Annotated in this window: 21 protein-coding genes; 7 read left to right on the top strand and 14 right to left on the bottom strand. The window is 72.5% G+C overall.

The annotated features are described in order from the left end of the window. Positions 1-98 precede the first annotated feature (98 nt). Genes ACXJKD_RS02220 through ACXJKD_RS02210 form a run of 3 tightly spaced genes read right to left on the bottom strand, consistent with a single transcriptional unit; the run spans position 99 to position 2,447 of the window. Positions 99-536: a hypothetical protein gene (locus ACXJKD_RS02220; protein ID WP_457252696.1), complete on the bottom strand. Its 438-nt coding sequence runs from the start codon at positions 534-536 to the stop codon at positions 99-101. After that, complete coding sequence (locus ACXJKD_RS02215; protein WP_457252695.1) at positions 529-1,629, bottom strand: lysylphosphatidylglycerol synthase transmembrane domain-containing protein; 1,101 nt, start codon at positions 1,627-1,629, stop codon at positions 529-531. The genes ACXJKD_RS02220 and ACXJKD_RS02215 overlap by 8 nt, the downstream gene beginning before the upstream one ends. Beyond that, the gene (locus tag ACXJKD_RS02210; protein WP_457252694.1) at positions 1,626-2,447 is read right to left on the bottom strand and encodes a PIG-L deacetylase family protein; all 822 of its coding nucleotides are present in this window, start codon (positions 2,445-2,447) and stop codon (positions 1,626-1,628) included. Before ACXJKD_RS02210 ends, ACXJKD_RS02215 begins: the two co-directional genes overlap by 4 nt. A gap of 35 nt (positions 2,448-2,482) precedes the next feature. Here ACXJKD_RS02210 and ACXJKD_RS02205 point away from each other — a divergent pair, with 35 nt between their 5' ends. Continuing rightward, complete coding sequence (locus ACXJKD_RS02205) at positions 2,483-3,610, top strand: glycosyltransferase family 4 protein (RefSeq protein ID WP_457252693.1); 1,128 nt, start codon at positions 2,483-2,485, stop codon at positions 3,608-3,610. A 53-nt stretch (positions 3,611-3,663) separates the two neighbouring features. Beyond that, complete coding sequence (locus ACXJKD_RS02200) at positions 3,664-4,335, top strand: NUDIX hydrolase (RefSeq protein ID WP_457252692.1); 672 nt, start codon at positions 3,664-3,666, stop codon at positions 4,333-4,335. A 31-nt stretch (positions 4,336-4,366) separates the two neighbouring features. Here ACXJKD_RS02200 and ACXJKD_RS02195 read toward each other — a convergent pair whose 3' ends face one another. Together ACXJKD_RS02195 and ACXJKD_RS02190 are read right to left on the bottom strand one after the other, a co-directional pair. Further along, positions 4,367-4,831 carry a hypothetical protein gene (locus tag ACXJKD_RS02195; protein WP_457252691.1) on the bottom strand — a complete coding sequence of 155 codons (465 nt, stop codon included), beginning with the start codon at positions 4,829-4,831 and terminating at the stop codon, positions 4,367-4,369. Between the two features lie 5 nt (positions 4,832-4,836). Next, complete coding sequence (locus tag ACXJKD_RS02190) at positions 4,837-6,306, bottom strand: PspC domain-containing protein (RefSeq protein ID WP_457252690.1); 1,470 nt, start codon at positions 6,304-6,306, stop codon at positions 4,837-4,839. Between the two features lie 125 nt (positions 6,307-6,431). On the opposite strand from ACXJKD_RS02190, the gene ACXJKD_RS02185 reads away from it, so the two are divergent. After that, positions 6,432-7,811, top strand: a complete 1,380-nt coding sequence (locus ACXJKD_RS02185) for an ATP-binding protein (protein WP_457252689.1) — start codon at positions 6,432-6,434, stop codon at positions 7,809-7,811. Beyond that, positions 7,798-8,478 (top strand): LuxR C-terminal-related transcriptional regulator, encoded by a 681-nt coding sequence (locus ACXJKD_RS02180; protein ID WP_457252688.1) that lies wholly within the window; start codon positions 7,798-7,800, stop codon positions 8,476-8,478. The genes ACXJKD_RS02185 and ACXJKD_RS02180 overlap by 14 nt, the downstream gene beginning before the upstream one ends. A 7-nt stretch (positions 8,479-8,485) precedes the next feature. Here ACXJKD_RS02180 and ACXJKD_RS02175 read toward each other — a convergent pair whose 3' ends face one another. The 3 genes from ACXJKD_RS02175 to ACXJKD_RS02165 form a co-directional block, all read right to left on the bottom strand. Next, entirely contained in the window at positions 8,486-9,580 is a 1,095-nt protein-coding gene (locus ACXJKD_RS02175) for a DNA polymerase IV (protein WP_457252824.1), read from the bottom strand. A gap of 102 nt (positions 9,581-9,682) precedes the next feature. Further along, positions 9,683-10,687, bottom strand: a complete 1,005-nt coding sequence (locus ACXJKD_RS02170) for a quinone oxidoreductase family protein (RefSeq protein WP_457252687.1) — start codon at positions 10,685-10,687, stop codon at positions 9,683-9,685. A 66-nt stretch (positions 10,688-10,753) separates the two neighbouring features. After that, positions 10,754-11,857, bottom strand: coding sequence for a hypothetical protein (locus tag ACXJKD_RS02165; protein ID WP_457252686.1), 1,104 nt, complete (start codon positions 11,855-11,857; stop codon positions 10,754-10,756). 145 nt (positions 11,858-12,002) lie between these two features. Here ACXJKD_RS02165 and ACXJKD_RS02160 point away from each other — a divergent pair, with 145 nt between their 5' ends. Together ACXJKD_RS02160 and ACXJKD_RS02155 are read left to right on the top strand one after the other, a co-directional pair. Then, positions 12,003-12,722: a response regulator gene (locus ACXJKD_RS02160; protein WP_457252685.1), complete on the top strand. Its 720-nt coding sequence runs from the start codon at positions 12,003-12,005 to the stop codon at positions 12,720-12,722. After that, on the top strand, positions 12,719-14,074 hold the full coding sequence (locus ACXJKD_RS02155) for a HAMP domain-containing sensor histidine kinase (protein ID WP_457252684.1): 1,356 nt from the start codon (positions 12,719-12,721) through the stop codon (positions 14,072-14,074). The genes ACXJKD_RS02160 and ACXJKD_RS02155 overlap by 4 nt, the downstream gene beginning before the upstream one ends. A gap of 38 nt (positions 14,075-14,112) precedes the next feature. Here ACXJKD_RS02155 and ACXJKD_RS02150 read toward each other — a convergent pair whose 3' ends face one another. The 4 genes from ACXJKD_RS02150 to ACXJKD_RS02135 all read right to left on the bottom strand — a co-directional run bounded on the left by ACXJKD_RS02150 (position 14,113) and on the right by ACXJKD_RS02135 (position 16,672). After that, positions 14,113-14,682: a GNAT family N-acetyltransferase gene (locus ACXJKD_RS02150; protein WP_457252683.1), complete on the bottom strand. Its 570-nt coding sequence runs from the start codon at positions 14,680-14,682 to the stop codon at positions 14,113-14,115. Positions 14,683-14,684: 2 nt separating this feature from the next. After that, a complete protein-coding gene (locus tag ACXJKD_RS02145) occupies positions 14,685-15,521 on the bottom strand; it encodes a uracil-DNA glycosylase (protein WP_457252682.1) in 837 nt (278 codons plus the stop codon). A gap of 18 nt (positions 15,522-15,539) precedes the next feature. Then, on the bottom strand, positions 15,540-15,980 hold the full coding sequence (locus tag ACXJKD_RS02140) for a hypothetical protein (protein WP_457252681.1): 441 nt from the start codon (positions 15,978-15,980) through the stop codon (positions 15,540-15,542). A gap of 131 nt (positions 15,981-16,111) precedes the next feature. Continuing rightward, on the bottom strand, positions 16,112-16,672 hold the full coding sequence (locus ACXJKD_RS02135; RefSeq protein ID WP_457252680.1) for a GNAT family N-acetyltransferase: 561 nt from the start codon (positions 16,670-16,672) through the stop codon (positions 16,112-16,114). Between the two features lie 79 nt (positions 16,673-16,751). Here ACXJKD_RS02135 and pcrA point away from each other — a divergent pair, with 79 nt between their 5' ends. Continuing rightward, entirely contained in the window at positions 16,752-19,211 is a 2,460-nt protein-coding gene (gene pcrA / locus ACXJKD_RS02130; protein ID WP_457252679.1) for a DNA helicase PcrA, read from the top strand. Positions 19,212-19,280: 69 nt separating this feature from the next. Here the strand turns inward: pcrA and ACXJKD_RS02125 are convergent, their stop codons facing one another. Together ACXJKD_RS02125 and ACXJKD_RS02120 are read right to left on the bottom strand one after the other, a co-directional pair. Beyond that, positions 19,281-20,060, bottom strand: a complete 780-nt coding sequence (locus ACXJKD_RS02125; RefSeq protein WP_457252678.1) for a M23 family metallopeptidase — start codon at positions 20,058-20,060, stop codon at positions 19,281-19,283. Positions 20,061-20,184: 124 nt separating this feature from the next. Beyond that, positions 20,185-21,168: a lipase family alpha/beta hydrolase gene (locus tag ACXJKD_RS02120; protein ID WP_457252677.1), complete on the bottom strand. Its 984-nt coding sequence runs from the start codon at positions 21,166-21,168 to the stop codon at positions 20,185-20,187. Positions 21,169-21,283: the final 115 nt, after the last annotated feature.

Genomic DNA, 21,283 nt, shown 5'->3' with positions numbered 1-21,283 from the left:
CTGTCATTGCACGCCCCCCGACGTCTCTCGATCCCCTGCGAGCACCCTCTTCGGAGTGCTGTGCCAATCATCGCAGGAGGGTCTGACAGCCGAAGGCCTCAGGTGAAGGTGGGGCCGGCGTCGAGCCGGAGGTTCAGCAGGGCGTCGAGCGCGATCGACTCGCCGTCCCGTGCGCCGGCGCCGACCTGGAGCGGGGGAGGGCTCGGCTCGAGCGCCACGGTGCGCCAGCGCCCGAGTCGTTGCGGTGCGGTGACGAGCACGTAGTAGCCGCCGTCGGTCCCCACGCCGATCGAGAGGTCTCGCCGCAGGTACCAGCCCTGCACCCCGGTGCGGTAGCGCCCGCTCCCGGACCACGGCTTGGCGGTCAGCTCCTCGGTGGGAAAGCCCGCCTCGCGGGCGCTCGCCACGAACGCGTCGACCAGGACCTGGGCCTTGGCCGACTCACGTTCGCGCCGCTTGCGGTCCGCGTCGACGTGGTATGCCGCGCGCTCGGCACGCTCGGCCTTCTCCCGTTCGACGTCCTCCGGGTCAGCCATCGAGGGGCTCCTCTACCGGCGCCGCGGTCTGCTCGACCGGCGCCTTCTTGGGGCTCATCGACCACGCCAGCCAGCCGAGTGCGCCGAGGGGGATCTCCATGAAGTGCGTGAAGAGGGAGAACAACACGACGGTAGCGGCGGCCTCGGCGCTAGCGGCACCCCACCCGACCAGCGCCACGGTCGTCGCGGCCTCGGTGACGCCCAGTCCGCCGGGGGTCACCCCGACCGCGGTGAGCAGCCGGCCGATCGCGTAGGCCGCGAACAGCTGGCCGTAGGGCAGGTCGACTCCGGTGGTGTGCGCACAGAGCAGGAAGAGCAGGTAGTAGACCCCGAAGAAGCCGAGCAGTCCCAAGGTCATGCTGAGCCAGCCGGTGCGGACGACGTCGTTGATGCGGGCGCGCAGGTCGACGACGAGGCTGCGCACGCCCATGCTGCGTCGCTTCCACAGGCGCCCGATGACCTTGTCGATGCCCTGACCGATCGCCACGGCAGCCCGCTCCGACGCGAGGATGGAGACGAAGACGATGAGGATGACCGACCCGCTGATCGCCCCCGCGACAGCGAGGTCCTCCAGCTTGGTGGGGACGTCCTGGTCGTTGCCGGCGAGCAGCCCGAGGATGGCCAGCACTGGGAGAGCGATCCGGGCCAGGACGTTCCAGACGCCGGTGACGATCGCCGAGGTCGAGATGTCGCGCCGCGAGAAACCCCACGAGCGGCAGATCGTGTAGGTCGCGGCCAGCCCGGCGGCCCCACCACCGGGCAGGAGGTTGCCGACCGACGACCCCGCGACGTTGACGATCAGCGCCTGCCAGTGCCGCAGCCCCTTCATCGACCCGGTGAGGGTGAACGTGTAGCAGTAGAGCCCCACGACGACCCCGCCGAGCAGCAGCACCGCTGTGCCGGTGGGGACCTGGGTGAGGACGTCCCAGATCTTCGACCACGAGGTCTTGGCGAAGTGCGGCACACCCCAGCCCAGCAGGAAGGCCGCCAGGCCGAGCCCCAAGACCCCCTGCACGACGGTCCGCACTCGAGAGCGCGGCGGGCGGGTGCCGGGACCGTCCGCGGGGCCGTCGGTGGCCTCGATGGTGCTCACGACAACCCCTCGAAGACGTCGTGCGAGACCTGAAGGCCCGCCGGACGCGCGCGGTCCACGAACCACTCGCGCCCGAACACCAGGTCGTAGAGCGGCCTGGGGATCCTCAGGAACGCCGCGAGCGTGCGGTCGGCCCCGTCCTCCGCACTCGCCTGGGAGGCGTGCGCGCGCATGGAAGCCCGCTTCGCGGCGGCATACCGACGCACGTCGATGCGGTGGGTGATCTCGGACCGCGCGCTGAACGCCCGGCTGAACGCCTCGCGGTCGAACTCGGGCGGGAAGCGGTAGACCTTCGCGGCCAGGTCCACGGCGCGCGCGATGGTGTCGCGCGGGACCGTTGCCTCCAGCACGCGCGGCGTCCCCGCGAGGTATGCCGCCCGCGCACCGACCTCGTGCACGCGGACGTGGTCGCGGTGTCCGTAGCCGCCGTTGCGGTCGTAGCTGAGCAGGACGTCGGCGCCCTCTTCGCGCAGGACCTCGGCCAGCCGCTGGGCCGCCTCGTCGAGAGGGGCGCGCACGAAGCGGAGGCGGTCCGGGGGGTCGGGGAAGAGCTCGGGGCCCAGGCCGCTGTCGGCGTAGCCGAGGTAGACGACGCGGTCCACGCCCAGGGCCGAGGCCGAGCGCCGCAGCTCCTCGAGCCGGCGCGCGCCGAGCCCGCCGTCGGCCGCGAAGGCGTCGGAGGCGAGCCCGAGGGCGCCGTCGGTGGCCACCACCACGACCACGCGATGGCCCTCGGCGGCTGCACGCGCCAGCGTGCCCGAGGTCAGCAGGGCCTCGTCGTCGGGGTGGGCGTGGAAGGCCACGAGCGTGTGGGTCATCACCGGCCATCCTGTCGCATGGCAGGCTCTTGCCTGTGAAGGTGGCCCTGCTGACGGACTGTTACCTGCCCAGGCTGGGCGGGATCGAGGTCCAGACGCATGACCTCGCGGCCCAGTTGCAGGCGCGCGGCCACGAGGTCGAGGTCTTCACCGCCACGCTCGGGGAGCGTGGGGAGCGGCACGGTTTCGTCGAGGACGTCGACGGAGTCCCGGTCCACCGGATGGCCATCCAGCTCCCGTGGCAGCTGCCCGTCAACCCGTTCGCGCCACCTGAGGTGCGGCGACGGCTCACGGCCGGTGGGTTCGACGTGGCGCACGTGCACATGGGCGTCGTGAGTCCCTTCGCCACCGACCTGGCGGGCGTCGCCCTCGGGCTCGGGCTGCCCACGGCGATCACCTGGCACTGCCTCATGGAGCGCTCACAGCCCGTCTTCCGAGCGCTCGGCCACGCGCGTCGGTGGGGTGCCCGGGGCGCTGCGCTGTCGGCCGTGTCCGGGGTGGCGGCGACCTCGGTGCAGTCGGTCGTCGGGCGCGGCACCGAGGTGCGGGTCTTCCCCAACGGCATCGACACCTCGCTCTGGCGACCGCCGCCGCGAGCGGCACGGGAGCAGCGCGCCCCGGTCGAGGTCGTGGCCGCCATGCGCTTCGCCGCCCGCAAACGCCCCCTGGCGGTGCTGGAGGTCGCCGCGCGGGCGCGCGACCTCGCCGGTGGCGACCGGCCGATGCGGCTCACGGTGTTCGGGGAGGGCCCGGAGCGGAGCAGGCTCGAGCGGTTCGCCGAGCGGCACGACATGACCGACTGGGTGTCGCTGCCGGGACGCGTCGGGCGCGACGCGCTGCGGGAGCGCTACTGGGACAGCGACATCTACCTCACCCCTGCCCGGCTCGAGGCGTTCGGGATCGCCGCACTGGAGGCTCGCACGGCTGGACTGTCGGTCATCGCCCGGCTCGACACCGGGGTGGGGGACTTCGTCGTCGACGGCGTCAACGGCCTCCTCGGCGCGGACGACGAGGCGCTCGCGCAGGGGCTGGCTCGACTCGTCACCGACCCCCCGCTGCGGCTGGCCATCGCCGGGCACAACCGCGACGTCGGCCCCGCCCAGGACTGGCCCTCGGTCGCGGCGCTGGCGGAGGACGAGTACCGCAGAGCGGGCGCGTCGTGACTGAATCCGTTGGCCCCCAGAATTCCCTTGAACCACAAGGCGATCCGATCGTCGTGCGTGCTGACGCAGCCCCCGGGCGGCGGGTGGCCGAGTTCGTCCTCGCCCACGGCGCCGATCCCGTGCGCGAGCTGGCGCGGCTCGGGTGGTCGCGTCCGCACCTCGGCGACGCGCACCGCGCCGAGGACGGCTCCTTGGTCCTGCACTACACCGTGGCGCCGGCGTCCGCGGTCGTGACGACGCAGGCGCCCGTGCCCACCGACCCCGGTCTCGTGCTCGCACCCGGGGAGGAGGCGAGCCCCTACCAGCGCACCGCGGCATACGGCGTCGTCACGAGCGCACGCGGCGTGCTGCTCACCGAGCTGTCCGAGCTGACCTCCGCCCCCGGTCGGTGGACCCTTCCCGGTGGTGGGCTGGACCCGGGTGAGGAACCGGTGGCCGGCTTGCACCGCGAGGTCTGGGAGGAGAGTGGTCAGCTGGTCGAGTCGGTCCGCCTGCTCGAGGCGCACACCTCGCACTGGATCGGGCGGGCGCCCAGCGGTCGCCTCGAGGACTTCCACGCCGTCCGGATCGTGTATGCCGCGTGGTGCCCTGAGCCGTCCGAGCCGGTCGTCCACGACGTGGGCGGCTCCACCGCCGCCGTGCGTTGGGTGGCTCGCGACGAGCTGGAGCGGTACCACCTCAGCCGGTCCTTCGCCCCGCACATGCGACGCTGGCTCGGAGCCTGAGCGGCTCCGAGCCAGTGACGACGGGCGCGGGTCAGCTGGTCTTGCTGGTGCGGCGCGAGGTGAGCAGGCCGGCCAGGCCGAAGAGCACCAGCACGGCGCCGGTGAGGATGATGCCGAGGGGGCCGACGTTGCCCCAGTCGACGGTGAGCTGGCCCAGCTCCTGGGCCAGGATGATCCCGGCCACGGCCAGGCAGACCAGTCCCAGCACGATGGCCGGGGCGTGCGGTCCGCTCGGCCGTTCCGGGAGGACCGGAGTGGTGGCGGGCTCCTCGACCCCGATAGCGCGGGTGCCGGACGTCTCGGGCGTGGCCGTCGCGTCGAGCTGCTCGGTCCGGTCGAACTGCTCCGTGGTGTCGCTGTGCACGGTCTGCTCCAACTGTTTCGTGTCGTCGGCGGTCGTCTCGTCGGCGGTGTCTTCCGCCGTGGTGGCGAACGTCGTGTCGTCCTGCGGGTCGTTGCGCTCGTCGTCGTTGCGGGGTGCGTCGGGGTTGGTCATGGGACTCACTCCTTGCCGATCAGGATCTGGCCGAGGCCGACGTGGGCGTCGACGACGACGTCGGGCGTGCCGGTGCCGAAGGTCTCGACCGTGCTGATGTTGCGGCCGTCGCGGCCGTCGAGCTGGATCGGGTCGCCGTCACCATCGACCCCGAACGGGGCGACGGGGCCGAGGTCGGCCGTGCCGATCCGCGAGATGTCGCCGGCGCCGACCGAGCTGCGCACCTCGACCGTGAGGTTCTCCGGGATGTAGATCCTGAGCTCACCGATCCCGACGCGGGCCTCGATCTCCCGGGCCGTGCCCGGGTTGTCGGGGGCGTTGGCGAGGTCCAGCTCGGCCGACCCGATGCTGAGCCGGTAGCGCTCGGTGGTGTCGGTGGAGGACGGACGCCAGGTGCGCTCGCCGATCCCTCCGCCGAAGGTCACGTCGGGCACGACGGACGCGGTCCAGGTGACCAGGGCCAGCACGATCGCCAGGAAGCCGGTGAACCCGGCGCGCCGACCGAGCAGGCCGAGCACGAGGGTGCCGAGGCCGAGGACGCCGAGGGCCGCGGCCAGCGCCACCGTCTCGTCACTGCCCGGCCAGTTGGCCGCGTCGTGGATCGAGAGCGTCGCGCCATAGGCCGCCAGGGCCAGGCCGCCGACGAGCAGGGTGGCGACGAAGCCTCCCCTGCGGCGACGGGGGACCTTCGGGGGCCTGGGCCGAGGCGCGACCGGGGTGGGTGGCGGGCCGTAGACCCCGCCCGGGGGTGTGGCCACGGGAGCTGTGGCTCCGGGGGCGGGGGCGTACGTGGTGGTGGACACGGCGGCATACTCCTGCGTCGGGGAGTCGGTGGACTCGGGAACGGGGCTCGTCTGTCCGGGGTGGGCGGGCGAGGCGGCGGGTGCGGTGACACCGGGCTGCGCGGCATACGGAGCTGGTGCGGCGGCGTAGGGAGCGGGTGGGGCGTACGGCGACGCGTACGAGGCCGGCGGGGGACCGTAGGCGCTCTGGCCGGCCCGGGCCTTGCGACCGTCGCGGTTGCGCGTGACCAGCCACACCACGAGGCCGACGGGGACGACCACCCACCAGATCCAGCCGATCCCGGACGCGTCGCCCGTCAGGCCGTTGGCGCCGATGAGCGACAGCCCGATCACGACGAGCAGGATGATGCCGAGCACGTCACCGTCGCGCAGCGCCTTCTCGGCGATGATCTCCTCGCGGTTGTTGGGCAGGAACGCCCACGCGATGAGGTAGACGGTGATGCCGACGCCGCCGAGCACGACCAGGAGCACCAGGACCGCGCGGATCACGATCGGGTCGACACCCAGGCGGGTGGCGATGCCGGAGCACACGCCTGCGAGCCACTTGTCGTCGCCGTCGCGGCGCAGGTCCACGGAGCGGATCCAGCCGAAGAAGCGGTCGAGCCCGTTGACGTGGCCGTCGGCGTTGGTCTGGTTGGTCGGGCCTGCGGTCGGCCCAGGGTTCTGCGTCATGTCATCCATGGTGTCCGTGGCGGGAGGTCGCTGCCATGAGGGTCGACCCTGAACCGACCCTGAAGGGTGCCGAGTCCACCCTGAATACGTTCGGTATCCACGCGTTCGTGCGTCAGGATGAGGTCATGCCGACTCCCTACGAGCGGCCCGTCCCCCCAGCGGAGGCGAGGGCCGCAGAACGCCGCGCCGCGCGTCCGCAGCTGACCCGCCCCGCCGAGGGCAAGGTGATCGCGGGGGTCGCGATCGGGCTGGCCCACCACCTGGGCTGGCCGGTGCGGTGGATCCGGTTGGCGTTCGTGCTGATCTCGATCCCCACCGGTGCGGGCCTGGTCGCCTACGTCTTCCTCTGGGCGCTCACGCCGCAGTCGCGCGGCGGGGTGGTCGGTCGGGGTCGTCGCGCGGTCGACCCGGCCGATCCCGACGCCGTGGCCAAGGCCGGGGTCATGGCCGAGCCGGTCACCGGCGCCGGCGAGCGCGACGCGACCCGGGTGCTGCTGGTCGGTGGGCTGATGCTCGGCATCGGGCTCGTCGTCGTCGCCCAGAACGCCGGGCTGAACGCGCGCCTCGGCATCCTCGTGCCCCTCCTGGTCGTGGCTGCCGGCGCGGTCCTCGCGTGGTCTCAGCTCGACGACTCCCAACGTGGTCGCTGGCTCGGATCCGAAACAGGCACAAGGCGATTCAGCGTGGCGCGCCTTGCCTTCGGTGGCGTGCTGGCGCTCACGGGCCTGGTCATCATGGCCACCCGCGGTCGGTCGCTCGCCGCGATCTGGGACATCGGCGCTGCCGTGCTCGCCGTCCTCGCGGGCGTCGCCCTGATCGCCGCCCCGTGGGCGCTGCGCTTCTGGTCGGACCTGCGTCACGAGCAGGCCGAGCTGGCCAGGGCGACCGAGCGCGCCGACATCGCCGCCCACCTGCACGACTCGGTGCTGCAGACGCTGGCCCTGATCCAGCGCAAGGCCGGCGACGCGGGTGCCGTGACCCAGCTGGCCCGCGCCCAGGAGCGCGAGCTGCGCTCGTGGCTGTATGCCGGCCCCGCCGACTCCGACGCGACGCTCGCCACCGCGGTGGTCGAGGCGGCGCACGAGGTCGAGGACCTGCACGGCACCCCCATCGAGGTGGTGTCGACGGGTGACCGTCCGCTCGACGACGGTGGACAGGCCCTCGTGCGGGCCGTGCGGGAGTCCCTGCTCAACGCCGTCCGCCACGGCGCCCCGCCGGTGTCGCTCTACCTCGAGGTCGGCCCGTCGGGGGTCGAGGCCTTCGTGCGCGACCACGGTCCGGGCTTCGAGGTCGGCGAGATCCCGGAGGACCGGCTCGGCGTCCGCCAGTCGATCCTGGGCCGGATGGAGCGCCACGGCGGTGCTGCCAAGGTCCGTCGGCTCGAGCACGGCACCGAGGTCAGCCTCACCCTGCCCCCCGACCTGCGCCCGGCTCAACCCGTGCCTGACACCGACCAGCCGACGAACGTCCAGCCTGCAGTGGAGGAAACCCGTGAACACGCCTGAGAAGAAGCCCGTCGAGGTCGTCCTCGTCGATGACCACCGCATGTTCCGGTCGGGGGTCAGGGCCGAGCTCGGGCAGGCGGTGACGATCGTCGGCGAGGCACCCGACGTCGACGCGGCGATCGCCGTGATCCGGCAGGTCAAGCCGCCGGTCGTGCTGCTCGACGTCCACCTGCCCGGGGGCAACGGGAACGGTGGCATCGACGTCATCCACGGCTGCAAGGGCCTGGAGACCGCAGACGGCCAGCCCGTGCGGTTCCTGGCGCTGTCGGTCTCGGACGCCGCGGAGGACGTCATCGCCGTCATCCGCGCCGGTGCCCGGGGCTACGTCACCAAGACCATCAGCGCCACCGACCTGACGCGGGCCATCCAGCGGGTGGCCGACGGCGACGCGGTGTTCTCCCCGCGCCTGGCCGGGTTCGTCCTCGACGCGTTCGGCGCCGCCGCCGGTGAGGTCGCCCAGGTCGACGAGGAGCTCGACCGGCTCTCGGCCCGCGAGCGCGAGGTGATGCGGCTGATCGCCCGCGGCTACCAGTACAAGGAAGTCGCCAAGGAGCTGTTCATCTCGGTCAAGACCGTCGAGACCCACGTGTCGTCGGTGCTGCGCAAGCTCCAGCTGTCGTCCCGTCACGAGCTGACCGCCTGGGCGATGGGGCGACGCCTCCTCTGACGTGGGGCTACGGGGTGACGTCGTCGGTGCCGCCACCGGTGCCGGCGGCCCGGGCGCTGGGACCACCGCGTCCGGTCGTGCGGGGGTCGACGTAGCCACCTGCGGGCGGCACCATCTCGGCCCGCACGCCCAGCAGCCGGATCGGCCGGTCGTCGTCGAGGGCCGCGAGCAGGTCGAGCGCGGTCTGGGCGATGACCTCGGCGTCAAAGGTGGGCTCGGCCAGCTTGCGCACCCGGTTCGTGGTGAAGAACGGCGCGAACCGCACCTTGAGGAACACCCGCTGGCAGGCCCGCCCCTCGCGGCGGATGTCCTCGACCACCTGGGCTGCGAGCAGGCGCACTGCGTCAGCGACCTCGGCAGGCTCGACGAGGTTGGTCTGGTAGGTGGTCTCCCGACCGTGCGCCCGCGCGATCCACGGGGTGTCGTCGACCGTCGCCGAGCTCACGCCCCGCCCGAGCCGGCCGTAGTGCGGGCCCATCGACGGGCCGAACTCCGCCACCAGGGTCGCCTCGTCGGCCTCGGCCAGGTCGCGCACCGTCTCGTAACCGTGGGCGGCCAGCCGTTGCGAGATCTTCGACCCCACGCCCCACAGGGCGATCGTCGGCCGGGCGCCCATCACCTCGAACCAGTTGTCCCGGGTGAGGACGTAGACCCCACGGGGCTTGCCGAAGTCGGTGGCGATCTTGGCGCGCACCTTGGTGTCGCCCACCCCCACCGAGCAGTGCAGGTCGGTCGCCTCCAGCACGGCCGCCCGGATCGCCTGGGCGTAGGCGACCGGGTCGTCGGTCGTGACGCCCACGAACGCCTCGTCCCAGCCGAGCACCTCGACGACCGCACCCGGCATCCCGCGGAGCGTCTCCATCACGCGTGCGGACGCCTCCTCGTAGGCCGGCCCGTCGACCGGGAGGAAGACCGCCTCCGGGCAGCGCCGCACCGCCACCTTGAGCGGCATACCGGAACGGATCCCGAACTCCCGCGCCTCGTAGGACGCCGTCGACACCACGGCGCGCTCGGTCGGGTCGCCGCGGCCACCGACGACGAGGGGCACCCCGGCCAGCTCGGGGTGGCGCAGGATCTCGACAGCGGCGATGAACTGGTCCATGTCGACGTGCAGCACCCACGGCCGGGCCACGGGTTCGGCGCGCTCGGTCGGCTCCGTCGTCACATCACCATCCTGCCCTGAGCGGGTGACAGCGTGCCGGTGTCAGGGCACGAGCAGCAGCTTGCCGGTGGTCCGCCGGGCTTCGAGGTCGTCGTATGCCGCAGCGGCGTCAGCGAGCGGGTAGCGGCCGCCCACCTCGACGACGAGCCGTCCGGCCGCGATGTCGCCCAGCACTGAGGCGCCGCGCTCGAGCAGCTCCTCTCGGGTCGCGGTGTAGCTGCCGAGGGTGGGGCGGGTGAGGAACAGCGACCCGGCGGCGTTGAGCCGCTGGATGTCGAAGGGCGGCACCTGTCCACTGGCGGCCCCGAACAGCACCAGCATCCCGCGCGGCCGGAGCGACGACAGCGACGCGTCGAAGGTCGCCTTGCCGACACCGTCGTACGCGACATCGACGCCGGCCCCGCCGTTGGCCTCGCGCACCTGGCCGGCCAGGTCGTCGGCCTCGCGGTAGTTGATCACGGCGTCAGCGCCGAGCCCGCGGGCGATCTCGAGCTTGTCGGGCGAACCCGCCGTCGCGATCACCCGACCGCCCTTGGCCTTGACCATCTGGACGAGCAGCTGGCCGACCCCGCCCGCCGCCGCGTGGACCAGCGCCGTGGTGCCCGGCCCCACGGCATACGTGGAGTTGACGAGGTAGTGCGCGGTCATGCCCTGCAACATCGCCGCCGCCGCGACGTCGAGCTCGACGCCGTCGGGCACCGGCACCAGGCTGTCGGCCGCCCGGTTGGCCACGGAGGCGCCCGCGCCGAGGCCTGAGCCCCACGCGACCCGGTCGCCGACGGCGACGTCACTGACAGCGGACCCGACGGCCAGGACGGTGCCGGCGCCCTCGGAGCAGGACACGAACGGCGTCGAGAGGGGGTAGACACCCTGACGCTGGTAGACGTCGACGAAGTTGACGCCGACAGCCGCGACCTCGACCTGTACCTCGCCCGCTCCAGGGGGTGCGACCTCCACGTTGCGGACCTCGAGGACCGAGGAGTCGCCCGTGCGGGGGACGACGAGGGCGCGGGCAGAAGCGTCGGCAGGGGTCGCGTCAGAAGCCATGCTCCGACCCTACGTCCTGCCTCCCGGCCGAGGCCGGGAGGCAGGACGAGGCGGACGAGCAGCCGTCTAGGAGAGCGACTTCTGGTAGGCGACCATGGCCTTGAGCGGAGGCTTCACCGCGTAGGCCTGGGCCAGCTGCGCGGAGTCGACGAACCACAGGTGGGTCATCGCCCCGGACGTCCGCAGCGTCGTCCCGGCGGCGCAGGCGCCGTTGACCGGCTTGAGCTTCGCCAGACCGCCGCCGGTGCAGGCCTCGTGGGTGTGCCAGCGGACGTAGGGCTGGTAGCTCGTCGGCGGAGCCTTCTTCTCCGCCGTGAACATCACCCCGACGAGGGTGAACTTCCCGTCCGCGTTGCGACGGTAGATGAGGGTTTCCGGGGCGCTCGGGTCGAGGACCTTGCCGTCGGTGCGGTTGGCGGGGTTGGGCACGTGCACGGCGCCCTTGTCGCGGGCCTCCTTGCCGAGGGCGGCGAGCTTCTTCTGCTTGCGGTTCCAGGCAGCCTGCACGTCGAACCCGGCCTTGGTCGCGGCGGCTGGGTCCCGGTAGGCCGTCGTCGCCGCGATGGTCCTCGCCAGGAGGTCCTTGGCGGCCGCCGTCTGGGCCGGCGTGGCCGACGCGGTGTCGGGCAGGTTCGGCACGTCGGAGTGGTCGTGGGCGGCGCTCGCGGCGTCCGTGTCGCCGTGGTCGTGGCCCGGCGCTGCGATCGCCGCGCCGCTCGCGACCAGCGTGAGGGCGGCGACGGCGCCCGTGAGTGCGGCCGCCCTGCGCGGTGTCGACGGAGTCGTGAGGCGGGCCGGTGCCCAGGCGGTGGCGGCGACGGCAGCCAGCCCCGCGCTGAGCACCTCCAGTGCGACGCAGACGGTGTCCGCGACGCCCACTGGCTCGGCGACGCCGGCTCCGGGCCCGAACGGCAGGCCGCTGGTGCGCGACACCGCCCAGACCAGCACCAGCGCCACCGAGCCCCCGGCCCCCCCCAGGAGGACGCGTCGGGACGACGCGCGCGACCAGCACCACAGCGCCCACCCGAGCTGGGCAGCAGCCGAGACGAGGAAGAACAGGCCCGCGGCCCACCACTCCTGGAAGTGGTCGGCGCTGACCCCGACATGGATGAGCGCGGCGCCCACGGTGAGCAGCGCTGCGCAGCGGATGAGGAGGGTTCGTGTGTCCATGGGGCCGACCATGGCCTGCCGATGTGCGAGCGGCGTGACCGCAGTGTTCGGGGAGTGTTCGGGTTCGGCCACGACCGGGCACCGATTGCCCGGTATGCCGCGGGGCTGCTTGCCGTCGCACCCTCGCGTCGGCGACGGTTGCGCCATGACCACAGCCTCGTCGGGTGCGACCCCGGGGACCTCACGCGTGCTCCTCGTCGAGGACGAGCCCGCCCTCGCCGAGCTCGCCCGCCTCTACCTGGAGCGCGACGGGCACCGCGTGGACGTCGTGGGCGACTCCGACGCGGCGCTCGCCGCGCTGGAGCGCCGCGACCACGACCTGGTGCTGCTCGACATCGGCCTGCCCGGCAGTGTCGACGGGATCGAGGTCTGCCGCCGCATGCGGGCCGGCGACGACTGGACACCGGTCATCTTCGTGACCGCCCGGGACGACGAGGTCGACCGGATCATCGGCCTCGAGCTCGGCGCGGACGACTACGTCACCAAGCCCTACTCGCCGCGAGAGCTCGCCTCCCGCGTGCGCGCCCTGCTGCGCCGACAACAGCGCGCTGCGCAGTCGGCGGGCGAGCGCCCGCGGTCGCTCGCGGTCGGCCCGCTGGTCCTCGAGACCGACACCCGGCGTGGGCGTCTCAATGACCGCCCGTTGCCTTTGACGACGACGGAGTTCGACCTGCTCGCCCACCTCATGGCCAGGCCCGGCCGGGTCTACACACGGGGCGAGCTGCTGATGGCGGTGTGGGACTACCCGGCCGATGACCCGACCCGCACGGTCGACGTCCACATCGCCCAGCTGCGCGCCAAGCTCGGTGACGACAGCCCGATCCGCACCGTGCGCGGCGTCGGCTACAGCGTCGAGCGACCGTGACCGGCAGGGGCTCGCTGGAGCGGCGCACCACCGCCCTGATGGCGGTCGTCGTCACCATCGCCGTCGTCGTGGCCGGTCTGGTGACGGTCGGCCTGGTCCGTGGGGCAGCGCAGGACGAGGCGCGAAAAGCATTGCGCAGCAAGGCCGATCTCGTGAGTGCAGTCCTCGAGGCGAGTCGCCCCGTCGACATCGCACCCGCCCTGCGGGTCGTCCGCCAGCAGGACACCCCTGTCGCCTGGGAAGGCCCCGGCGGGCGGCTGGCTGGCGACGCGCTGGCCCGCGCGGCATACACCCAGCTGCCGCAGGCGCAGCGGACGCTCAGCGGGTCGCACACCCTGCGCATCGACAGCCGGCAGGTGCTCGTGGAGGTGCGGCCGTTGTCCACCGGCGCGACGGTGGTGTTCGCCCAACGGGCCAGCCTCGCCACGGGCCAGAGCCTCCAGCTGCTCAACCGCGTGCTGCTGGCGCTGGTGATCGGGCTGGTGCTCGCGGTCCTGGCGTCGGTCCTCTTCGCACGGCGGCTGGCCGCCCCGCTGCGCAGCACTGCGGCTGCGGCCCACCGCATGGCGTCCGGGGAACGGTCGGTGCGCGTGGTGCCTGAAGGGCCCGCCGAGGTCGCCGAGACCGGGGAGTCGCTGAACGCGCTCGCCGAAGCCCTCGAACACAGCGAACGCCGGCAGCGCGAGTTCCTCCTGTCGGTCTCGCACGAGCTGCGCACGCCGCTGGGGGCGGTCAAGGGGTTCGCCGAGGGACTGCAGGACGGCGTCATCACCGGTGCCGCCGTGCCCGCCGCAGGTCGCACGATCGTGGCCGAGTCGGCCCGGCTGGAGCGGCTCGTGGCCGACCTGCTCGACCTCGCGAGGCTGGGGGCGGACGACTTCCGGTTCGACGCGGTGCCACTCGACCTGCGCGACGTCGTCGACCAGGCCGCCGAGGTGTGGGACGAGCGCTGTCGTCGCGAGGGCGTCCGGTTCGTCCTCGAGCGCCCGACTGGTCCCGTGCCGGTCCGCACCGACCCGGTGCGGGTCCGCCAGGTGATCGACGGGCTGGCCGAGAACGCCCTGCGGGTGACCGAGACCGGGGCGCCGCTGGTGATCGCGCTGCGGACCGAGGGAGACCGCGCCGTGCTCGAGGTGCGCGACGGAGGTCCGGGGCTGACGGCTGACGACATGGCGGTCGCCTTCGAGCGGTCCGCGCTCTACCAGCGCTATCGCGGGGTGCGCCGCGTCGGCACCGGTCTCGGGCTCGCCCTCGTCAAGGCACTCGTCGACGGGCTCGGTGGCACGGTCGCGGTGCAGGAAGCGGCGGCCGAGGGCGGCACCTGCTTCCGGGTCGAGCTGCCGCTCGGGTGAGCCGGTGTCGGCGGGACGGGGTCTCTCGTCCTGACGGGTCAGGCCCCGGTGGTGATCCAGTAGCGCCGCTTGCCGCGCAGCTCCCCCTCGAACTCCCCGCCGTTCGCTTCGATGGTTCGTGCTGACGCCACGTTGTCGAGGTCGCAGGTCACCAGCAACCTCGGTATGCCGCGTGCGGCGGCCAGCGGGATGACCTGCCGCAGCGCGTCGCCGGCGAAACCCCGGCGACGGGCGCTGGGGCGAACGCCGTAGCCGATGTGCCCTCCCACGCTCGCGAGCATCGGGTGGTCGATGCTGTGGCGCAGCGAGATCGCACCGACGAACTCGTCCGGCTGGTGCGGGTCCGCCATCCACCAGTGCGTGGCAGGGGTCCAGCCCGGCGGACGCTGGCCGCTCTCCTCGGCGTCGCCGACCCGGTTGGCGACCAGGCGGGGGAACTCCGCGGAGTCCTCCAAGCCTTCGCGGGTGAAGACCACCCCCGGGAAGTCGCCTTCGGCCGGCCAGTTCACGATGCCGTCGTGCACCTCCTGGCCGGCGGCCCGGAACTCGTCGGCCGCGGCGAGGAAGGACCGGTGGAACCGCACGTGCGGAGTGGCCAGCAGCACCACGCTCAGTCCTGACCCAGCCGCGCGACAGCGGTGTCGAGCATCGCCTCGGTGAGCTTGCCGGTGAAGGTGTTCTGCTGGCTGACGTGGTAGCTGCCGACGAGCCGGACCGTGCGTCCCTCAGGAGTGGTCAGCACGGCCTCCGCTGCATGCCCGAACCGGGGCTTGGGCCGCGGGACGTCCCAGCCGAGCCGTCGCGCGCTGCCGAGGGCTGCGTCCCAGGCGATCGACCCGAGCGCCAGCATCGACCGCAACCGTGGTGCCGCGAGCTCGAGGTCGCGGTCGAGCCAGTGCGCGCAGGTGGCCTTCTCGACGGTCGTGGGTTTGTTGGCGGGTGGCGCGCAGCGGACCGCCGCGATGATCCGCATCCCTCGGAGCGTCAGTCCGTCGCCGCTGGCGATGGACTGCGGCTGGCTGGCGTACCCGGCACGGTGCAACGCGGCATACAGCCAGTCACCCGAGCGGTCGCCGGTGAACATGCGGCCGGTGCGGTTGGTGCCGTTGGCGGCCGGCGCGAGCCCGACAACGAGCACCTCCGCCTCGGGGTCGCCGAAGCCCGGGCCCGGCCTGCCCCAGTAGGGCTGGTCGGCAAAGGCAGCCCGGCGCCCTTGTGTCGCAACGGTTTCGCGCCACTCGACGAGGCGCGGACACGCGCGGCAGACGGTGATCCGTGCATCGAGCTCGGCGGTGTCGGGTGCCGTGCAGGCCAGCGCATCGACCTGAGCGGCGGTGCGGGCCATCGGGGTGGCCGCCGATGCCGGGTCGCCCGGCCAGCCGCTCCCCGGCGGCACGGGCGACTCGAACCGCTCACCGGTGACGGGGTGCGGGTCGACGTCCGACATCAGCGCGGCACGACGGTCTCAGGCGTTCTCGGTCTTGGGCGCGGCGGCGAGGGCGGCGTTGAGCGCGTCGGCCTGACCGCGGAGCATCAGGCCGAAGGTCAGGGCGAGCCCGTCTCCCTCGACCGGCCAGATGGTGAGGGTCGACATGACGCCGCGCTTGTAGTCCACGCGGTCGATGTCCTGGCGCGAGATCGCCGCGGTCACGGTGGACGTGGGTCGCATCGCCTTGTTCTTGCCGAGGCACAGGAAGCGGTCGGACGTCAGGACCGCGAAGCCCTCGGACCGGGCGGCGGCGCGGGCGTTGACCCGCTGGTTCAGCTCCCGGGCTGCTCCGGCGATCCGCCCCTGCTCGGCCGGGACCCCCGTGATGATGGCCTGGACGGCGAGCTGGATCTGCTCGCCCTCGCCCAGCGTGCTCCCGATGGCGTCCTCGACTCGTGCGACCTGCTTGTCACGCATGACACTCCCCTTTGACTGCTTCGATTGTGGCGGGTCAGCGGGGCTCGGCCCCGGTGATCCCGGCAGAGGGTATCGGGACAACACCCCGAAAAGGGGCGAAACGCCACGTCCGGACCTCGGTGGGGGCCAGCTCAGGTCGGCACCCAGTAGCGCCGCGTGCCGTTGCGGGAGTCCTCGTACACGCCGCCGTTGGACTCGATGGCCCGACGGGACCCTTCGTTGGACTCGAGGCAGGTCACCAGGACGCGGTCGAGCCCGAGGTCCTGCCGCGCCACGGGGAGGGCCAGCCGCAACGCCGCGGTGGCGTGGCCGCGCCGTCGCGCAGACGGGCGGATGCTGTAGCCGATGTGGCCGCCCTCGCGCAGCAGGAACGGGGTCAGCTCGTGGCGCAGGGCCAGCGAGCCGACGTAGCCGTCCTCGTCGTCGACGACCCAGAAGAAGTGGCACGCCGTCCACGCCGACCGCCGGGGTGTGTCCTCGTCGCGGGCTGCGACCCGCTGCGCCACGAACCTGGCGAACTCGGCGGGGTCGGCCAGGCCCGCGCGGGTGAACGCGTAGCCGGCGTATCCCGGCTCGGCCGGCTGGGCGAGGTCGCCATCACCGTCGCGCTGCTCCCCGGACCGGGCCCACTCGTCCGACGCGGCCAGGTAGCCGGCCTGGTAGCGGACGTGGGGGTCGACGAGCCGGGTCATTGCCCTGACGCTAGCCCGGGTGCCCACCGCCCTCCACGGGATATGGGGCTGTCGCCCGCGGCACGTAGGCTGGGACCAAATGAGCACGCTCTTCGACGACCTTGCGCCCTTCGACAAGCACCGTCCCTCTGATCCGAGTTCCGGCCCACGGCCGAGCGCTGCGGCGGCTCGCGCGACCGCCGTCGACGACCGTGGGGTGCCCACGTGGGCCCAGGCGGCAGCGGAGGGGCGCGGCCCCGATGACGGCGACTCGCACAGGGCCGACCCGGATACCCTGCTCGAGGGACTCAACCCGCAGCAGCGCGAGGCGGTCCTGCACGAAGGCGGCCCGCTCCTCATCGTCGCCGGAGCCGGCTCGGGCAAGACCCGCGTCCTCACCAACCGGATCGCCTACCTGCTGGCCGCCCGGGGGGTCCAGCCCGGCCAGGTGCTGGCCATCACCTTCACCAACAAGGCCGCGGCCGAGATGCGCGAGCGCGTCGCCGCCCTCGTGGGGCCGCGGGCCAAGGCGATGTGGGTCATGACGTTCCACTCGGCGTGCGTGCGCATCCTGCGCCGAGAGGCCGCCAAGGTCGGGCTCAAGTCGACCTTCTCGATCTACGACGCCGCCGACAGCCAGCGGCTCATGGCGATGGTCATGCGTGACCTCGACCTCGACCCGAAGCGCTACCCGCCCCGCTCGTTCAGCCACCAGGTCTCCAACCTCAAGAACGAGCTGGTCGACGAGGAGACCTTCGCCTCGCGGGTCGGGGAGGGCACCCACCAGGAGCGGATGCTCGCCGAGGCCTACACCGGCTACCAGCGCCGGCTGCGCCAGGCCAACGCCCTCGACTTCGACGACCTCATCATGACGACGGTCAACATCCTCCAGGCCTTCCCCGACGTCGCCGAGCACTACCGGCGACGGTTCCGCCACGTACTGGTCGACGAGTACCAGGACACCAACCACGCCCAGTACCAGCTCGTGCGCGAGCTGGTGGGTGGTGTCGCGGGCAGCCCCGGTATGCCGGTCGGCGACGGACCCGCGGTCGAGCCGGCCGAGCTCGTGGTGGTCGGCGACGCCGACCAGTCGATCTATGCCTTCCGTGGCGCGACGATCCGCAACATCGTGGAGTTCGAGGAGGACTACCCGACGGCGCGGACCATCCTGCTCGAGCAGAACTACCGCTCCACCCAGACCATCCTGCAGGCCGCGAACGCGGTCATCGCCAAGAACCCCGAGCGCCGCAAGAAGAACCTCTGGACCGACAGCGGCAACGGCGCGGCGATCATCGGCTACGTCGGCGACAACGAGCACGATGAGGCCGCCTTCGTCGCCAAGACGATCGACGAGCTCGGTGACTCCGCCGGGGTGAAGCCCAAGGACGTCGCGGTGTTCTACCGCACCAACGCCCAGTCGCGCGCGCTCGAAGAGGTCTTCGTGCGGGTCGGCCTGCCCTACAAGGTGGTCGGCGGCACGCGGTTCTACGAGCGCCGTGAGGTCAAGGACGCGCTCGCCTACCTGCGCGTCATCTCCAACCCCACCGACACGGTCAACCTGCGGCGCATCCTCAACACGCCCAAGCGCGGCATCGGCGACCGCGCCGAGGCCTGCGTGGCGGCCCTCGCCGAGCGGGAGCGCATCCCGTTCATCGCGGCCCTCGGTCGACCCGAGGACGCGCCCGGCATCGCCTCCCGTTCGGTCGCGGCGATCAAGGGCTTCACCGGGCTGCTCGAGCAGCTGGGCCAGATCCACGCCGACGACGAGCAGGGAGTCGGTGCACTGCTCGAGGCCGTGATCGACAAGTCGGGCTACCTCGCCGAGCTGCGGGCCAGCCACGACCCGCAGGACGAGACCCGCGTCGAGAACCTCGCCGAGCTCGTCGCCGTGGCCCAGGAGTTCGACGAGACCCGCGCCTCCACGGGCGAGGTGGCCTCGCTCGAGGACTTCCTCGAGCAGGTCTCACTCGTGGCCGACGCCGACGAGATCCCCGACTCCGAGGAGGCCGAGGACCTCGGAGTGGTCACCCTGATGACCCTCCACACCGCCAAGGGCCTGGAGTTCCCCGTCGTCTTCCTCACCGGCATGGAGGACGGCACGTTCCCGCACCTGCGCGCGCTGGGCGACCCCAAGGAGCTCGAGGAGGAGCGTCGGCTCGCCTACGTCGGGATCACCCGCGCCCGCGAGCGGCTCCACCTGTCGCGGGCCGCGGTCCGTTCGGCGTGGGGTGCCCCGCAGTACAACCCCGCCAGCCGCTTCCTCGACGAGATCCCGCCCGAGCTGGTCGAGTGGCAGCGGGCCGAGGCGGCCACCACCACGCGCCGCCCCGGACTGCCCGCGGTCGCGACCCTGGCGGCGCGTCCCGGGGTGCGTTCACCCGGCAACCGCCCGCTGATCGCGCTCCACCCGGGCGACAAGGTCACCCACGACAGCTACGGCATGGGCACCGTCGTGAAGACCGAGGGCGAGGGCGACAAGACGCAGGCCCACGTCGACTTCGGTGGCGACACCGGCGTCAAGCGGTTCCTGCTCCGCTACGCCCCGCTCGAGAAGCTCTGACGCGGCATACCGAAAGGCGCCCCGGAGGGCGCCTGGTGTGGAGCGGGTTGGTGTGGTGGTGCGGGTCGGCTACTGCAGGCCGTGGTTGTGCAGCCACGGGGCGGGGTCGATTGCCGCGCCGCCGTCGGGGTGGATCTCGAGGTGCAGGTGGGGCCCGGTCGAGTGGCCGGTGTTGCCGGAGAGCCCGACCAGGTCGCCGGGGGCCAGCTCCTGGCCGACCACGGCATCGATCTGGCTCATGTGGCCGTACACGGAGACCGTGCCGTCCCAGTACTCGATCTCGACCTTGTTGCCGTAGCCGCCCTCGACGCCGGCGAAGATCACCGTGCCGGTCGACATCGACCCGATGCGGGTGCCGACGGGGGTGGCGAAGTCGTTGCCCTCGTGCATACGGCCCCAGCGCCACCCGAAGCCGGAGGTGAAGGTCGCGCCCTTGATCGGGAGCAGCCACTTCTCGCGGGCCTTGCGGTCGGCCTCGGCCTTCTTGAGCGCTGCGGCCAGCGCACGCTTCTTCGCAACCGTCTTGCGCTCGGCGGTGCGGGCGATGCGGGCCGCCTCCAGGACGCGAGCCTGTGCGGCGGTGGCCTGCACCTCGCGCTGCTGGGACGCCTCGATCCGCTCGTACCGTGCGTTCGCCGCGTCGGTCGCCTTCGCCTTGGCCGTGGCCCCCGTGAGGTCGAAGTACGCCGGTGACGACTCTGCGACGGTTGCCCCCGTGGCCGTCACGACCAGTGCCGCCGCGGCAGCGCTCGGAAGGAGGTAGCCGCTCTTGGCGAAGCGGACACCTCTTCGAGGCGCACGGTGACGGCCCGGGGCGCGGTGACGGCCCGAGTAGGAAGCGTTGCTCACAGAATGAAAACCTTGCGTGCGGGGGGACACGGAAGCACAGAGGTTAGCGTGATCACTTCGTTATCCAAAATCGTTCCGGTGATTTTGCTGCGCGTTTCGCGCCGAAAGGCCCGAACGGCTGACCTCACGGCGTCCGTCGCCGCAGCTCGGTGACGCCCGGCGTCAGGGTGTGGCCCTCGGAGTCGAGGTGGGCCAGCGTGCTGGAGATGCCGTGCACGACGCTGCCGATGATGGGCAGCGACATGTGCCCCACGCCGTGCAGGTCGATGTTGCGGGCCTGGAGGTCAGGGTGGGTGAGCGCGGCGTTGCGTTGCGGGAACACCATCTGGTCGAGGTCGGACCAGTAGACGACGAACCGGGTGCGGCAGTCCGGCACCGGCTGGTCGAGCTCGCGCATCAGCCCGCTGCCGGGCCGCAGCTGACGGGTCAGCTGGTTGTGCCACCCGTATGCCGTGTAGGTGCCCTGGTGGGGCGTGCCCAGCGTCACCAGGGTGTGGACCCGCTCGTCACCACCGAGCCGGGTCACGTAGTAGCGCGCGATCAGCCCACCCATCGAGTGGCCCACGACGTGGATCCGCTCGTAGCCGGTCTCGGCGACGAGGGCCTCGACCTCCTCGGCGAGCTGGGCGGCGGCGACCCGGACGTCCGCCGTGAAGGGCGAGTAGTTCATGCTCGTGACGCGACCGAAGCCGCGTCGGCGCAGGCCCAGGCGCAGCAGCGTGAAGATCGACCGGTTGTCGACCATGCCGTGCACCAGCAGGATCGGCGTGCCCGCGGCCTCGACGTCGGAGATCAGGAGCCCGCGCTGGATGGGCGGCAGGTGCTCGACGCGGAAGCCGAGCTGGCTGTCGCTGCCGTGCCGGCCGATCAGGCCCCACGGGTAGAGCGCGAGGTGCGTGGTCACCCAGGCTGCCTCGACGGCTGCCCCGACGGCCCCGGTCGGGGTGGCCAGCGCCTTGGCGGCCCCGCCGACGATGTCGCCGGCCAGGACGGTCGCCGTCCGCACCCCGCGAGTGGCTCGGGCGAGGGGGCCCGGGCGTGCCTCGTCACCCGACGGGCGCCGCTTCGCTGCGGCAGGTCGGCGAGGGCGCGGGACGCTCTGCGACATCCCACTGAACCTAGTGGGTGAAACGACCACTTTCGAGCGTTGTGGCGCAACTGACACGCGTGTCCGGGTGGTGTGCGCCACCCGGAGAACCTGACTGACCTCCGGAGTGGCTAGT

This window comes from Pedococcus sp. P5_B7, from assembly GCF_054049895.1.
The sequence above is the reverse complement of the archived record's forward strand: the minus strand, read 5'-3'. Positions and strand labels throughout refer to the sequence as shown.

Coding starts and splice junctions, on each gene's coding strand:
- pcrA (WP_457252679.1), top strand. CDS start 16,752: ATGAGCACGCTCTTCGACGACCTTGCGCCCTTCGACAAGCACCGTCCC.
- ACXJKD_RS02165 (WP_457252686.1), bottom strand. CDS start 11,857: ATGGACACACGAACCCTCCTCATCCGCTGCGCAGCGCTGCTCACCGTG.
- ACXJKD_RS02185 (WP_457252689.1), top strand. CDS start 6,432: ATGCCGACTCCCTACGAGCGGCCCGTCCCCCCAGCGGAGGCGAGGGCC.
- ACXJKD_RS02160 (WP_457252685.1), top strand. CDS start 12,003: ATGACCACAGCCTCGTCGGGTGCGACCCCGGGGACCTCACGCGTGCTC.
- ACXJKD_RS02120 (WP_457252677.1), bottom strand. CDS start 21,168: ATGTCGCAGAGCGTCCCGCGCCCTCGCCGACCTGCCGCAGCGAAGCGG.
- ACXJKD_RS02170 (WP_457252687.1), bottom strand. CDS start 10,687: ATGGCTTCTGACGCGACCCCTGCCGACGCTTCTGCCCGCGCCCTCGTC.
- ACXJKD_RS02220 (WP_457252696.1), bottom strand. CDS start 536: ATGGCTGACCCGGAGGACGTCGAACGGGAGAAGGCCGAGCGTGCCGAG.
- ACXJKD_RS02175 (WP_457252824.1), bottom strand. CDS start 9,580: ATGGACCAGTTCATCGCCGCTGTCGAGATCCTGCGCCACCCCGAGCTG.
- ACXJKD_RS02140 (WP_457252681.1), bottom strand. CDS start 15,980: ATGCGTGACAAGCAGGTCGCACGAGTCGAGGACGCCATCGGGAGCACG.
- ACXJKD_RS02195 (WP_457252691.1), bottom strand. CDS start 4,831: ATGACCAACCCCGACGCACCCCGCAACGACGACGAGCGCAACGACCCG.
- ACXJKD_RS02135 (WP_457252680.1), bottom strand. CDS start 16,672: ATGACCCGGCTCGTCGACCCCCACGTCCGCTACCAGGCCGGCTACCTG.
- ACXJKD_RS02210 (WP_457252694.1), bottom strand. CDS start 2,447: ATGACCCACACGCTCGTGGCCTTCCACGCCCACCCCGACGACGAGGCC.
- ACXJKD_RS02145 (WP_457252682.1), bottom strand. CDS start 15,521: ATGTCGGACGTCGACCCGCACCCCGTCACCGGTGAGCGGTTCGAGTCG.
- ACXJKD_RS02190 (WP_457252690.1), bottom strand. CDS start 6,306: ATGACGCAGAACCCTGGGCCGACCGCAGGCCCGACCAACCAGACCAAC.